The sequence below is a fragment of the Pseudomonas sp. SG20056 genome (assembly GCF_031764535.1).
GTDB lineage: Bacteria > Pseudomonadota > Gammaproteobacteria > Pseudomonadales > Pseudomonadaceae > Aquipseudomonas.
In genome coordinates, this window is sequence record NZ_CP134499.1 from 1785667 (window position 1) to 1798904 (window position 13238).

The 13238-nt window shown below is 57.3% G+C and carries 13 protein-coding genes and 1 pseudogene; 5 read left to right on the forward strand and 9 right to left on the reverse strand.

Annotated elements, in window-relative coordinates; all coding sequences use genetic code 11:
- Positions 1–57: 57 nt before the first annotated feature.
- From RHP75_RS08595 to RHP75_RS08605, 3 genes are read right to left on the reverse strand one after another with little or no spacing between them, the layout of a single operon-like run.
- Entirely contained in the window at positions 58–630 is a 573-nt protein-coding gene (locus RHP75_RS08595) for a transglycosylase SLT domain-containing protein (RefSeq protein WP_311091417.1), read from the reverse strand.
- Positions 631–636: 6 nt separating this feature from the next.
- Positions 637–1590 (reverse strand): hypothetical protein, encoded by a 954-nt coding sequence (locus tag RHP75_RS08600; RefSeq protein ID WP_311091418.1) that lies wholly within the window; start codon positions 1588–1590, stop codon positions 637–639.
- Between the two features lie 26 nt (positions 1591–1616).
- Positions 1617–3332, reverse strand: coding sequence for a proline--tRNA ligase (locus RHP75_RS08605; protein WP_170050314.1), 1716 nt, complete (start codon positions 3330–3332; stop codon positions 1617–1619).
- A 115-nt stretch (positions 3333–3447) separates the two neighbouring features.
- On the opposite strand from RHP75_RS08605, the gene RHP75_RS08610 reads away from it, so the two are divergent.
- On the forward strand, positions 3448–3855 hold the full coding sequence (locus RHP75_RS08610) for a PaaI family thioesterase (RefSeq protein WP_311091894.1): 408 nt from the start codon (positions 3448–3450) through the stop codon (positions 3853–3855).
- Positions 3856–3918: 63 nt separating this feature from the next.
- On the opposite strand, the gene RHP75_RS08615 is transcribed toward RHP75_RS08610, so the two are convergent.
- Positions 3919–5202, reverse strand: a complete 1284-nt coding sequence (locus RHP75_RS08615) for an OprD family porin (protein ID WP_311091419.1) — start codon at positions 5200–5202, stop codon at positions 3919–3921.
- A gap of 750 nt (positions 5203–5952) precedes the next feature.
- On the opposite strand from RHP75_RS08615, the gene RHP75_RS08620 reads away from it, so the two are divergent.
- Positions 5953–6378, forward strand: a complete 426-nt coding sequence (locus RHP75_RS08620) for an HIT domain-containing protein (RefSeq protein ID WP_311091421.1) — start codon at positions 5953–5955, stop codon at positions 6376–6378.
- Between the two features lie 3 nt (positions 6379–6381).
- Positions 6382–6588 carry a SlyX family protein gene (locus RHP75_RS08625; protein ID WP_160015123.1) on the forward strand — a complete coding sequence of 69 codons (207 nt, stop codon included), beginning with the start codon at positions 6382–6384 and terminating at the stop codon, positions 6586–6588.
- A 54-nt stretch (positions 6589–6642) separates the two neighbouring features.
- On the opposite strand, the gene RHP75_RS08630 is transcribed toward RHP75_RS08625, so the two are convergent.
- The 5 genes and pseudogenes from RHP75_RS08630 to RHP75_RS08650 form a co-directional block, all read right to left on the reverse strand.
- The gene (locus RHP75_RS08630; protein ID WP_169852850.1) at positions 6643–6867 is read right to left on the reverse strand and encodes a cold-shock protein; all 225 of its coding nucleotides are present in this window, start codon (positions 6865–6867) and stop codon (positions 6643–6645) included.
- 105 nt (positions 6868–6972) lie between these two features.
- Positions 6973–7245: pseudogene (locus tag RHP75_RS08635) on the reverse strand (cold shock domain-containing protein membrane protein); the annotation flags it as partial.
- Positions 7246–7410: 165 nt separating this feature from the next.
- Positions 7411–8478, reverse strand: coding sequence for a GGDEF domain-containing protein (locus RHP75_RS08640; RefSeq protein ID WP_311091422.1), 1068 nt, complete (start codon positions 8476–8478; stop codon positions 7411–7413).
- Between the two features lie 102 nt (positions 8479–8580).
- On the reverse strand, positions 8581–9051 hold the full coding sequence (locus RHP75_RS08645; protein ID WP_167144942.1) for a Dps family protein: 471 nt from the start codon (positions 9049–9051) through the stop codon (positions 8581–8583).
- Between the two features lie 148 nt (positions 9052–9199).
- Positions 9200–10318: an HD domain-containing phosphohydrolase gene (locus tag RHP75_RS08650; protein WP_311091424.1), complete on the reverse strand. Its 1119-nt coding sequence runs from the start codon at positions 10316–10318 to the stop codon at positions 9200–9202.
- Between the two features lie 291 nt (positions 10319–10609).
- On the opposite strand from RHP75_RS08650, the gene aspS reads away from it, so the two are divergent.
- The gene (gene aspS / locus RHP75_RS08655; protein WP_311091425.1) at positions 10610–12385 is read left to right on the forward strand and encodes an aspartate--tRNA ligase; all 1776 of its coding nucleotides are present in this window, start codon (positions 10610–10612) and stop codon (positions 12383–12385) included.
- Between the two features lie 103 nt (positions 12386–12488).
- Positions 12489–13238 (forward strand): YebC/PmpR family DNA-binding transcriptional regulator, encoded by a 750-nt coding sequence (locus RHP75_RS08660; protein ID WP_311091427.1) that lies wholly within the window; start codon positions 12489–12491, stop codon positions 13236–13238.

Consider the following 13238-nt stretch of genomic DNA (forward strand, 5'->3'; position numbering starts at 1 on the left):
TGCGGCGCGCAGGGTTCGCCGTTATGTGTGCCTTGTACTTTGCGCCGCTCACCCATCCTAGGGTTTGACGTACCAGAAGTCGTGCCAGAAACCGACCACCTTGGCCGGATAGGCATGCTTGCCGAGGCTGCCGTTATAGCGTGCCAGCGCGCGATTCAGATCGCCGTTTTCCTTGCGCAGATAGAAACTGAGGATGGTGCAGCCGTAGCGCAGGTTGGTGGCGTTGTCGGTGAGGTTGTCATGCGGCCGCCCCAACTCGGCTTTCCAGAACGGCATCACCTGCATCATGCCCTGAGCACCGACCGAAGAAATGGCGAAGCGGTCGAAATGGCTCTCGGCATGAATCAGTGCAATCACCAGATCAGGACGCAAACCCGCCTTGCTGGCTTCACGATGCACGAGCCGTAGCAGGCTCAGGCGTTCCTCGGCATCCGGGATATAGCGGCGAATGCGTGTGGACATATCCAGCAGCCAGACTTCGGCCTCGAAGCGATCCTGAAAGCTGTCGGCCTGGGCCACGGTTTGTTGCAGCAGTGTGCGCAGCTCCGGTTCTGGCGCTTGGCGCACTTGCGCATACGTCGCGCTGCAGAGCAGCAGGCTGAGTAGGGCGCAGGTCAGGCGCTGCCGCATGATGCGTCAGTCGTTGCCAGGGTCGGCGACCAGGCGACCGGCGTCTTTGGTCAGGGCTTGCAGGAAGATTTTCTGCAGCTCCGGATCGTTGCGCGTCAGTTCGATCAGACTCTGTTCAAGTTCGCTGGCTTCCTCTTCCAGGCCCAGTTCCGACAGGCGTTTGACTCGGTGCACCCATTGGGCAACGTCATCACCCTCAAGGTCGTCATAAATCAAGTCGTGGGCTTCCTGCAGCTTGCCGCGCAAGGTACGGCTGACCAGCAGTGAGGCATCGGCGCGCGCCGAGCCCTGATCATCTTCAACTGTCAGCAGCAGGGTGCTGATGCGCGTGACATCCTCTTCGGCAAACGGACTGTCGAGCAGGTTCAGGCGCAGGATGCCGTTACGGTCTGTGAGCAGTTCATGGTTTTGTTCGCCGGCCTTGACCCGTACCGGGCGTTCGGCCCACGGCAGGCTGGAATACTCCATGCGCGCATCCTGGCGGCGCTCTTCGAGGCTGGCGAGACTCTGCTGTGAGCGGCCGTTCGATTCGACGTTCATTGCCGGGTTAAGCCCGGCAAAGCCATAACTGATCCAGTCTTTGGTGACGCTATCCGGCAGGCTGCCGAGCAGTACCACGTTCAACACGTTGGCGCCGATGCCGCCGACCACTGCCAGTGCTCCCAGCGGTACTTCATAGAGTTCGCGCCAAGGTTGGTAGGGGGTGTAACGGTCGTAGCGGCGTGTCACATCAAACGCCGTGACCTCGAAGGTCTTCTGCTCATGCACGCGCACGCGGCGTTGCGGCAACTCCAGCACGCGTGGTTCACCCACATCGATCTGCAGGCTGTGATCGAGCAGTTTGCGCTCGACGCGCTCCTCATGCTCGCTGCGTTGCGGCAACTGGTTGGCGCAACCACTGAGTAGCAGACAGCCACCCGCAAGGATGGCGATGAGGCTGAGGGTGTTTCGCTTGAACATGACGACTCTTGCTAAAGGGGCTGAGATCAGTGGCTGATGCGGGCCTGGATAAAGCTCAGGATATCGGCCACAGGCACTGCCTGGGCTTCGGTTTCCTGGCGGCTCTTGTACTCGAGGTTGCCTTCGGCCAGGCCGCGATCGCTGACTACGATGCGATGCGGGATGCCGATCAGTTCCATATCTGCGAATTTGATGCCCGGGCTGGTCTTTTTGTCACGGTCATCGAGCAGTACTTCGAAACCGGCAGCGGTAAGCTCGGCATACAGCTTGTCGGTGGCTTCGCGCACGGCATCGGTTTCGTAACGCAGCGGCACCAGGGCGATATGGAAAGGCGCAAGGGCGTCATTCCATAGAATGCCGCGGTCATCATTGTTCTGTTCGATAGCGGCCGCCACTACGCGGGAAACGCCAATGCCATAACAGCCCATGGTCAGCGTGACCGGCTTGCCGTTTTCGCCGAGCACCTGGCAGTTCAGCGCTTCGCTGTACTTGGTGCCCAGTTGGAATATATGCCCGACTTCGATGCCGCGCTTGATTTCCAGGGTACCTTTACCATCCGGGCTCGGGTCGCCTGCCAGCACGTTGCGCAGGTCCGCTACTTCCGGCAACGGTAGGTCGCGTTCCCAGTTGACGCCGAAATAGTGCTTGTCGTCGATATTTGCGCCGGAGGCGAAGTCGCTCATCAGAGCAACCGAGCGGTCGATGATGCAAGGGATCGGCAGATTGACCGGGCCTAGCGAGCCAGGGCCAGCGCCGATGGCTGCGCGAATTTCGGCTTCGTTGGCGAAAACCAACGGGCTGGCAACCAGTTCCAGGTTGGCGGCCTTGATCTCATTGAGTTCGTGGTCGCCACGTACGATCAAGGCGACCAAGGTGCCTTTTTTCGCGCCGTGCACCATCAGGGTCTTGATGGTTTTCTCGATGGCCAGACCAAAGCCTTGTACCAACGCGTCGATGGTCTTGGTGTTCGGGGTTTCAACCATACGCATGCTTTCAGTCGCCGCGCCACGGCTGCCTTCGCGCGGAACTGCCTCGGCTTTTTCGATATTGGCGGCGTAATCGGAGCTGTCGCTGAAGGCGATATCGTCTTCGCCGGAGTCGGCCAGTACGTGGAACTCATGGGAGCCAGTACCACCGATCGAGCCGGTATCTGCCTGCACAGGGCGGAAGTTCAGGCCCAGACGGGTAAATACGTTGCAATAGGCCTGGTGCATGCGGTCATAGGTTTCTTGCAGCGAAGCCTGGTCGACATGGAAGGAGTAGGCGTCCTTCATTATGAATTCGCGGCCACGCATCAGGCCGAAGCGCGGGCGAATCTCGTCGCGGAACTTGGTCTGGATCTGATACAGGTTGATTGGTAGCTGCTTGTAGCTGTTCAGCTCATTGCGCGCCAGGTCGGTGATCACTTCTTCATGGGTTGGGCCTGCGCAGAAATCGCGGCCGTGGCGATCCTTCATGCGTAGCAGCTCAGGGCCGTACTGCTCCCAGCGACCGGATTCCTGCCACAGCTCTGCTGGCTGAATGCCGGGCATCAGCACTTCCAGCGCGCCGGCGGCATTCATTTCCTCGCGCACGACCTTCTCAACCTTGCGCAGCACACGCAGGCCCATGGGCAGCCAGGTATATAGGCCAGAAGCCAGCTTGCGGATCATGCCGGCACGCAGCATCAGCTGATGGCTAATCACCACGGCATCGGACGGGGTTTCTTTCAGAGTCGAGAGCAGGAACTGGCTGGTACGCATATTTGGCTGTTCTGTCGGTTGCAAGAGATTTTGAATGGCCCGCATTGTACGGTGCCTGTACAGATGCGTACAGGATGACGGCGTGTGCTTATAAAAGGAGGGGAGTGTGTCGATATTGACGGCGGAACAGGTGCAGGCGCTGATTCGGGCGGGGCTACCGATGGCAGAAGACATCAACCTGTGTATTGATCGGCTCGACACAGAAGGTGCACTGGCGCGGGTGCCATTTCACAGCAAATTGATTCGACCCGGCGGCACCTTGTCAGGGCCAACCATTATGGCGCTGGCAGATGCGGCGATGTATGCGGTGGTGCTGGGCAGTCTCGGTCGGGTGGAAATGGCCGTGACGTCTAATTTGAATATCAACTTTTTGGTTAAGCCAAAGCCAGTCGATCTATTAGCCGAGGCGCGAATATTGAGGTTAAGTCGCAGGCAGGCTGTTTGCGAAGTGTCTGTGTATTCGCAGGGTAATGAAGAAGAGTTGGTGGCGCATGTAACGGGGACTTATGCGTTGCCATTGTAAGTTTTAGCAGGCAAGAAAAAGCCCGACCTAGGTCGGGCTTTTTTACCAGCTAAACGGTCTGAATTACAGAACGCTCAGTGGGTATTCAACGATCAGACGGAAATCGTTGTTGTCGGAGCCATAGTTGGCATTCTGCGAGTTGTTGGCGCGGTAGATGGCGCTACGTACGCGGAACGACAGGTCTTTGGCTGCGCCTTCTTGGATTACATACTTGGTTTCGAAGTTGAATTCGTTCTCTTCGCCTTCATCAACACCAACACCGTAGTCGATGTTGTCGCCGGTGATATAGCGAGTCATGAAGCTCAGGCCTGGTACACCGTAGGTGGCCATGTCTAGGTCATAACGAACCTGCCAGGAACGCTCATCTTTGCGGTCGAAGTCAGAGTACTGAACCGAGTTTGACAGCCAGATGGTGCCGCCGCCGTCAACGCCATAGGCATAAGCGGTGTCGCCAGAAGAGCGCTGGTGGGCAAGGGTGAATTTGTGTGCGCCCAAGGAGTAAGCTGCTGCCAAGCTCCAGATCTTGTTGTCCACTTCGCCCGACAGTTTGCGGCCGTCGTCATTGGTTCTGTAGAAGTTAAAGTCGAAGTTCAGGCCTTGGTCTTCAGCCAGGGGCAGGTTGTAGTTCAGGTTGGCATATTGCTTCTTGAAGTGATCTTCAACATCGGATGCGTGAATGGCACCGCTGAAGTTGTCAGTGAAGCTGTAGCTGGCGCCAACAATGTTGGCTTCGGTCAGCTCGCGGCCATCGCGACCGGTAGGCGCTTGGCGGCTGATCGCAGTGAAGCGACCGGCAGTCAATTCCAGGCCTTCGATTTCGTTGCTGGTCAGCAGAGTACCAGTAGCAACTTCTGGAAGAATGCGGCTGTCGTCCGTAGAGAATACTGGGCTGCCAACAATCTGGTTGCCATATTTCAGAACGGTATCAGAGATACGGAACTTGATCGCGCCGCCTACTTCACTCTGAGTATCTTCTGCTTCGCCAGAGCCATTCTTGGAGAATTGACCAATGCCTGCACGGCCTTTGCCGGTATCCAACTTGATGCTGCTCAGCGAGTGAGCGTCTACACCCACGCCAACCGTGCCCTGAGTGAAGCCGGACTCGTACATCAGGCGGATGCCCAGGCCAAACTCTTCGCTGTAGCCATTGCGCTTGCTTGATGCGTTGTCGGTGGTAGTGTCTGCGCCGTTTTTGTAATCACGGTTATGGTACAGAGCGCGGTTGAAGATATTGAAGCTGCTGTCTTCAATAAAGCCCTTGGATTCGGACTGGCTGGAAGCCACTGCCATTTGGGTGGTGCCCGCTGCTACTGCGAGGGCGATTACGCTCCACTTCATCACTTGCATCGTGATTGCTCCTTGGTTTAGAAAAGTTGCGCCGTCCGGCTGTTTGTTATATGGACGACTCTTTCTTTTTGTGTCGGCGGTAACTTATAGCACGCTGCCAATGTTGGCGATAGTTGCAATCTATTCATTACGATTTCTTCACGCCTGTGTCGCAAAAGCTTATGAATCATGTCGCATTTTTGTAGATGCTGCTGGCGTACTCGAAGTCAATGCTGACGGATTTTGCGCCTGCTCGCCGGTTGCCTGCGGCAGCTAAACGGTGCAGTGCGATTCGTCATGGATTACTAAGCAATAGTCGTGCACAAAATCCGGAAAGCCAATTTTTTATCCTGGTTTTTGCTTGTGTGGCCATTGTTTTCGGGGTTTGTAGTGGTTTGTCGGTAGTTTTTTAGCGGTTATCTCTGATTTTGTTGTCAGTGAAAGGTGTTTTTGTGGGCGCTTTCTACTCTGTTTTCAGTCGCTTGCCGGCATGTGGTGGTCGTGCGGCATTTGGCTGCTGCGTGGGGATTACCGAAGGGAACAGTTTTGGTGCGCTTGTTTGAGGTGGTTCTGTTGTGTGCTGTCTATTGGTGCGTGGGGTGGGGTGATCGAGGGTGCCGTGTTTTCAGCTTCGGCGTATCCTGTACTGCCGGTGTTTACTGGCTTTGGTTTGGCTACCAGTAGGCTGGTCAGGTCTATAGGTGTCGCTGCTTGATCTGTTCGACTTCAGCCAGAACTGAGGTAGTGGGTTTTTCTTAAAGGTAGATGGTTATGTTTGTTCTGGATTCGCGGTTGCAGCAGGACACTGTTTGGTTGGGTGATTACCCGTTATGCAGTCTGCTGTTGATGAATGATGTGCAGTACCCTTGGTTTATTCTGGTGCCGCGTCGTGAAGATGTCAGTGAGTTGTTTCAGTTGGATGCGGCTGATCAGCTGCAGCTATGGCGGGAAAGCACTGCACTTGCAGAGGTGCTCAAGGATTGTTTTGCGGCAGACAAGATGAATGTCGCGACCTTGGGTAATGTGGTCAGTCAGCTGCATATGCATGTCATCGTGCGGCGCCGTGAGGATGCGGCGTGGCCAGCGCCCGTTTGGGGTAGGCACCCTGCGCAGGCGTATACCCCTGAACAATTTGCGGCGTTGAAAGCCCGCTTACGCCTGGTTTTGACCGGGGATTTTTGTTTTGCTGAGAGCTGACTGGTGGAAATAGAAGAGCGCATCAACGATCTGCAAAGCCGACTGGCTTTTCAGGACGACACTATTCAGGCACTCAACGATGCATTGGTGGCGCAGCAGCGACTTCTTGAGCGTTTGCAGCTGCAGGTAGCAGCATTGATTAAGCGCCAGGATGAGGTGAGTTCGCAGTTCGGTATGGCTGAGGATGAGGCGCCACCGCCCCATTATTGATTGGTTATAAAGCGCAAAAGGCCCGCGGTGTGCGGGTCTTTTGCGTTGTGGCATTTAGCGCCGAGCGGGCAGTGCGGCGATGACATCTTCGGCTTGCAAGCCTTTGTCACGTTGCATCACGGCAAACTCAACTCGCTGGCCTTCGACCAGGACGCGGTGACCTTCGCCGCGAATGGCACGAAAGTGCACGAAAATATCGTCGCCCGAGTCACGGGAGATAAAGCCGAACCCCTTCGAGGTGTTGAACCACTTTACGGTACCTGTTTCGCGGTCGCCCAGATCTTGCGAGCTTGAGGTGCTGCGCGATTTTAGGCGTAGATTGGCCGCTAGGTGTACGACAACAGCGGCAGAGATGATCAGCAGGCTGAACAGGCTGGCCGGTTGGTTGGCAATGACGGGCAGTGGGGCGAGCAGAATCAAAGCTTGTAGCAGGGTGCCGAGTACCAGTAACGCGGACACCAGGTTTTGCGCTTGATGGCGCAGGCCGGCGTGCCAGATGGGTAGTTGTGGGGCAAGCAGCAGGTTCAGCAGCCCGAACAGGGCGAGGCACAGTGCGTTGGGTTGCTCTAAGAATGAATCTGGTGTGTTGCCGAAGGATGGAGCAAAAGAAAGCAGCAGGGCGAGAGCGCCCGTCAGAAGGTGGACAATTTTCAACATGTTCGATGAGCTCGCTTAATTTAAAGAGTCAACAGGAGGGCTGGTTGCGCGTATTTGGCGTTGCGGGGGAGGACTAAAAGCGCGTGGTGCCAGCCTATGCGCTGAACCCTGAGTATGGTTCAGCGGCACGGGGCGTATTTAACAGTAAAGAGGTGGGGTTCTCAATCAAGCACTGAGCGCTGTTTCACTCGGGATGGGGCTTACCTGGTTGCGTCCATCGCGCTTGGCCTGATAAAGCGCATCGTCAGCGCGGGTGAGCAGGGTTTCCAGCGTATCGCCTTGTTCTGCAAGGGCGAAGCCGAAGGAGGCGGTAATGCTATCCAGTACTTCGTCGGTGCGACGCACTTTGATGCGCAGTGACTGGATCTTCAGGCGTAGTTGTTCGGCAAAGGCGTAAGCCGTGGCGTTGTCAAAGCAATCACGCAGGATGATGCAGAACTCCTCACCGCCATAACGCGCAGCCATGGCGCGTGGCGGTAGTAGGTCGCGTAACAATTGGCCAACGTGCTGCAGTACGCGATCACCCAGTGGGTGGCCGTATTGGTCGTTGAACTGTTTGAAATGGTCGATATCCAGCATCACCAGAGCGACGCCATCATGCTCAGTACTCAGGGTTTGTTCCAGCAATCTACTGAAAGCGTTACGGTTGAAGACCTGGGTCAGGCTGTCCAGTGTTGCAGCGATATGTGCGCGTTCGAGCTGGCTGCGCAGGCTCTTGATCTCTTGCTGGGCGGCATTCAGGCGATAGAGGAACTTGTCCTGCTGGTCCTGCATCAGTTGCGTGCTGTGCTGCAGCTCGTTCAGGACATTCGGCAGGTCATCGATGATGGGTTCCTGTAATGCCGCCAGGCCATGTTCCAGGCTGGCCTGGTAGTTGCGGCTGCCAATGATGCTGCGTGACACATTGCCTTCGATATCATCGACCAGCTCAATCACCTGCTGTTGGCCGGCGCGGGCTTCTTCGAGTTCACCATGGATGATGTAGTCGCGAAACAGCTTGGCCGCAGTCTCCGGTGGGAAGCTGTCGAAGTCGGCGACGGTCTTGTCCAGGCGACGATTGAGTTCGGGCTCCAGACCTTTGCTGTAGGTGTACCAGAGGGCGTAATGCACTGGGTTAGGTGGAATATCGTGGCGCATCATCAACGGTACCGCCTTTTTCAGAAGCGCCGCAGCGTCGCGGGTTTCCTCGGGGTACAGTTCCAGAATGCTGGGAGCTTTAGCGGGTTTGTTCATGCACGTCACTGTGGCCAAGTTGCAATTGACCAAAGCATAGAACAGCTGCTGGGCAAGCGCCTAGCAAAAGGCCCGTGAGTACGGGCCTTTTACATGATTTACCTAGGCTGCCAGGAGGCTGCGTAGCATCCAGGCGGTTTTTTCATGGACTTGCATGCGCTGGGTCAGCAAGTCCGCGGTAGGCTCGTCGCTGACTTTGTCCAGCAGGGGGAAGATGCCGCGAGCGGTGCGCACGACGGCTTCCTGGCCTTGAACCAGCTGTTTGATCATGTCTTGTGCGTTCGGCACGCCTTCTTCTTCCTTAATGGAGGACAGGCGGGCGTAGGCGGCGTAGGTGCCGGGTGCCGGGAAGCCCAGTGCGCGGATGCGCTCGGCAATCTGGTCGACAGCCAGCGACAGTTCGGTGTACTGGCCCTCAAACATCAGGTGCAGTGTGTTGAACATCGGGCCGGTGACGTTCCAGTGAAAATTGTGGGTTTTCAAATACAGGGTGTAGGTGTCGGCAAGCAGGCGCGATAGGCCTTCGGCGATGGCGGCGCGGTCTTGTTCGGCAATACCGATATTGATTTCCATACCATTTCTCCTCTCAGGTGGCTCGGGGCTTGGCTGCCCGCTAATGGGCAGAGACTACCATGGGTTTTACCGAGCTTTATCGTGGTTTATATCAATGAAAGTGATGGTTGGAGGCTATTGCTTGGCGTGGGTTCAATTTTTCGAGGGCTTAGCGGTGTGCCAGCTCTGGGTGTTGTTGCAGTGTCTGGTTGAACAGCTCAACCCAGTGTGCGCTGAACTGCCGTCCGGCGAGGTTGTTGATTTCCAGAATGGCACGCAGCAATGGGCGTTTGTTCAGGGTTTGATGAGCGCGCTCATGGGTACGGGCGTCAAAGGTGTCGACGATGTTGATGATCAGGGCGCCAGGGCTGGTTTCGATTTCCCTGAGGCCTTTGGGGTAGCCGCTGCCGTCGGCATGCTCCTGATGTTGTAGGGTGATTTCTGCTGCTGCGTCCCAGCGGGGCATGCGTTTGAGCAGGTCGTAGGCCAGGCGCGGGTGTGACTGCATCTGCCGGCGTTCTTCGCGATTGAAATGCGCCTCTTTGTGCAGCATGTCCAGCGGCAGAAAGGCCATGCCCAGATCGTGCAGGCAGATGGCTGCCGCCAATTGCTCGGGTCGCTCCGGATTACCGCCCAGCTGGTTGATCGCCAGGCCTAGGTCCAGCTGGCGTAGGCCGCGTCCTTGCCAGAAATGCGAGCGGCGTTCGCTGGCTTGCATCAGGTCGACAAAGAACAGCAGGTCAGCGTCGGGTTCGATGCCGTAGCGTCTGAGCAAATCCGCAGCTGCAGGTTCGTCGGTTGCAATGGCGGTAGGCGGTTTTGAGCTGGGGTCGAGCTGTTGCAACAGTGCGCTGCGGAGGCCAGTTTGTTGCGCTGCTGGGGCTATTGCCAGAGCGCTGAGTGCCTGGCTAAGCGCCTTGCTTTGGGTCGCACTGAGTTGTGCTGGCGCACCGCCGAGCGCGTGCTGAATCAGCTCTTTGAGGTGGTCGAGGGTTAATAGAAGGATATCGCCTAGTAGGCTGTCGAAATGCAGCTGGCTCTCGCGTAGGCAGGACAGTACGTCCTCCATGGCTTGCGGCACGCTCATCAGCGAGTCCAGGCCGATATACCCCAGGTTACCCTTGAGGGTATGCACCAGGCGAAACAGCTCGCGCAGGCGCTCGCGGTCGTCGGGTGCGTGCTCAAGCTCGATCAGTAATTGTTCGCAACGCTGGAATTGCTCGCTGGATTCCAGGCGAAAATCTGCCAGCAAATCGCTGGGGATTTCAGCCAGATTCGGCGTGGCCATAAGCCTCTCCATTATTCGACGGTCAGGTGCTGCATGCCTGAGTATAGGAAGGGCTGGGAAAAGCGCGTGGGGCGGCGGCTGCAAGTGGCGGCTTAACCATATATAATCCCGCGCTTTGCCGCGTTTTGTCGGGCGAACAGTGGGCTGCGTATGCGCCGCTGATCGTTTCGCGCCCCTTAAAGGCAGCACAATTGCGGAAAATGGCGCCTGCGCCAGCCGGTTGACCGGCCCACGAGCGTCGCAGTCACTGCGGCCCAACGAATTAAAGACTCAAGAGAAGCGACCACCACCATGATGCGCAGCCATTATTGCGGCCAACTGAACGAGAGCCTGGACGGCCAGGAAGTCACCCTTTGCGGTTGGGTACATCGCCGTCGTGACCATGGCGGGGTGATTTTCCTCGACATCCGTGACCGTGAAGGTCTGGCCCAGGTGGTATTCGACCCGGATCGTGCGGCGACCTTCGCCACTGCCGATAAAGTGCGCAGTGAATACGTGGTCAAGATCACCGGTAAGGTGCGTTTGCGTCCGGCTGGTGCCGGCAATGCCAACATGGCCTCCGGCGCTATCGAAGTGCTGGGCTATGAGCTGGAAGTGCTGAACGAAGCGGAAACTCCGCCGTTCCCGCTCAACGAATACACCGATGTGGGCGAAGAAACCCGTCTGCGCTACCGCTTTATCGACCTGCGTCGCCCGGAAATGGCGGCCAAGCTGAAACTGCGCTCAAGCATCACCAGCAGCATCCGTCGTTACCTGGATGACAACGGCTTCCTCGACGTGGAAACGCCGATCCTCACCCGTGCCACCCCTGAGGGTGCGCGTGATTACCTGGTGCCAAGCCGCACCCACGCCGGCAGCTTCTTCGCGCTGCCGCAGTCGCCACAGTTGTTCAAGCAGCTGCTGATGGTTGCTGGCTTCGACCGCTACTATCAGATCGCCAAGTGCTTCCGCGACGAAGACCTGCGTGCTGACCGTCAGCCGGAATTCACCCAGATCGACATCGAGACCAGTTTTCTCGATGAAGCCGACATCATGGCCATCACCGAGAAGATGATTCGCCAGCTGTTCAAGGAGGTGCTGAACGTTGAGTTCGGCGAGCTGCCGCACATGACTCTGGCAGAGGCCATGCGTCGTTTCGGTTCCGACAAGCCGGATTTGCGTAACCCGCTGGAGCTGGTGGACGTGGCGGATCAGCTCAAAGATGTTGATTTCAAAGTCTTCGCCGGCCCAGCCAACGACCCGAAATGCCGCGTGACCGCGCTGCGCGTACCGGGCGGGGCGAGCATGCCGCGCAGCAAGATCGACGAATACACCAAATTCGTCGGTATTTACGGTGCCAAAGGTCTGGCCTACATCAAGGTCAACGAGCGCGCCAATGGCGTCGAGGGCCTGCAGTCGCCGATCGTCAAGAACATCCCGCTGGACAATATCAATGTGATCCTTGATCGCGTCGGCGCTGTTGATGGCGACATCGTGTTCTTCGGTGCGGATAAAGCCAAGATCGTCAGCGAGGCCTTGGGCGCTCTACGCATCAAGCTGGGCCACGACCTCAATTTGCTGACTTGCGAGTGGGCGCCGCTGTGGGTTGTCGACTTCCCGATGTTCGAAGAGAACGATGACGGCAGCCTGACCGCCATGCACCACCCGTTCACCGCGCCGAAGTGCACCCCGGCTGAGCTGGAAGCCAACCCGGCGGCCGCGCTGTCGCGTGCTTACGACATGGTTCTGAACGGCACCGAGCTGGGTGGCGGTTCGATTCGTATCCACGACAAGGCCATGCAACAGACTGTGTTCCGTGTACTGGGCATCAGCGAAGACGAGCAGCAGGAGAAGTTCGGCTTCCTCCTTGATGCCCTGAAGTTCGGCGCACCGCCCCATGGTGGTCTGGCCTTCGGTCTGGATCGCCTGGTGATGCTGATGACCGGTGCGCAGTCGATCCGCGAAGTGATTGCCTTCCCGAAAACCCAGAGCGCGGCCTGCGTGATGACTCAGGCGCCGGGTGAGGTGGATAACAAGTCGCTGCGTGAACTGCACATTCGCCTGCGCGAGCAGCCGAAAGCGGAATAAAGCGTCACAAGAAGCCTGGTTTACCAGGCTTCTTCTTTATAGCGGCCTGAGAGACTCGAACTCTCATGCCTCGAAATTGAATGTGAAACAACCGGAGTGAGTTATGGCTGGTCATTCCAAGTGGGCCAACATCAAGCATCGCAAAGGGCGTCAGGACGCCAAGCGCGGCAAGATCTTTACCAAGCTGATTCGTGAGCTTACGGTCGCTTCCAAACATGGCGGTCCGATCCCGGCGGACAACCCGCGTCTGCGCCTGGCGGTGGACAAGGCGCTGACCAACAACATGTCGCGCGATGTAATCGACCGCGCCATTGCCCGCGGTGCTGGTAATAACGAAGCCGACAACGTTGCCGAGCTGAGCTACGAAGGCTACGCGCCGGGCGGTGTGGCAATCATCGTTGAGGCCATGACCGACAACCGCAATCGCACGGCCGCTGAAGTGCGGCATGCGTTCAGCAAGTGCGGCGGCAACCTGGGTACTGACGGTTCGGTGGCCTATATGTTCGACCGCAAAGGGCAGATCAGCTTTGCTGCAGGTGTGAGCGAAGATGCCTTGATGGAAGCTGCGCTGGAGGCCGGTGCCGATGACGTGGAAATGGCCGAGGACGGCTCGGCGCTGGTGTCCACCAGCTTTGCTGATTTCCATGGGGTCAACGAGGCGCTCAGTGCGGCTGGTTTCAAGGCTGCTGAGGCGGAAATCGCCATGATCCCGTCGATCAGTGCACCGATTACCGACCTGGAAACTGCGCAGAAAGTCATCAAGCTGATCGACATGCTCGAAGACCTTGATGATGTGCAGGAGGTTTATCACAACGCTGAGATTCCTGACGAGCTCATGGAGCAGCTTGGCTGA

Bases quoted from the DNA above. Each gene is read 5' to 3' on its own strand.
- RHP75_RS08595 (WP_311091417.1), bottom strand. From the start codon at position 630: ATGCGGCAGCGCCTGACCTGCGCCCTACTCAGCCTGCTGCTCTGCAGC.
- RHP75_RS08600 (WP_311091418.1), bottom strand. From the start codon at position 1,590: ATGTTCAAGCGAAACACCCTCAGCCTCATCGCCATCCTTGCGGGTGGC.
- RHP75_RS08605 (WP_170050314.1), bottom strand. From the start codon at position 3,332: ATGCGTACCAGCCAGTTCCTGCTCTCGACTCTGAAAGAAACCCCGTCC.
- RHP75_RS08615 (WP_311091419.1), bottom strand. From the start codon at position 5,202: ATGCAAGTGATGAAGTGGAGCGTAATCGCCCTCGCAGTAGCAGCGGGC.
- RHP75_RS08620 (WP_311091421.1), top strand. From the start codon at position 5,953: ATGTTTGTTCTGGATTCGCGGTTGCAGCAGGACACTGTTTGGTTGGGT.
- RHP75_RS08640 (WP_311091422.1), bottom strand. From the start codon at position 8,478: ATGAACAAACCCGCTAAAGCTCCCAGCATTCTGGAACTGTACCCCGAG.
- RHP75_RS08645 (WP_167144942.1), bottom strand. From the start codon at position 9,051: ATGGAAATCAATATCGGTATTGCCGAACAAGACCGCGCCGCCATCGCC.
- RHP75_RS08650 (WP_311091424.1), bottom strand. From the start codon at position 10,318: ATGGCCACGCCGAATCTGGCTGAAATCCCCAGCGATTTGCTGGCAGAT.
- aspS (WP_311091425.1), top strand. From the start codon at position 10,610: ATGATGCGCAGCCATTATTGCGGCCAACTGAACGAGAGCCTGGACGGC.
- RHP75_RS08660 (WP_311091427.1), top strand. From the start codon at position 12,489: ATGGCTGGTCATTCCAAGTGGGCCAACATCAAGCATCGCAAAGGGCGT.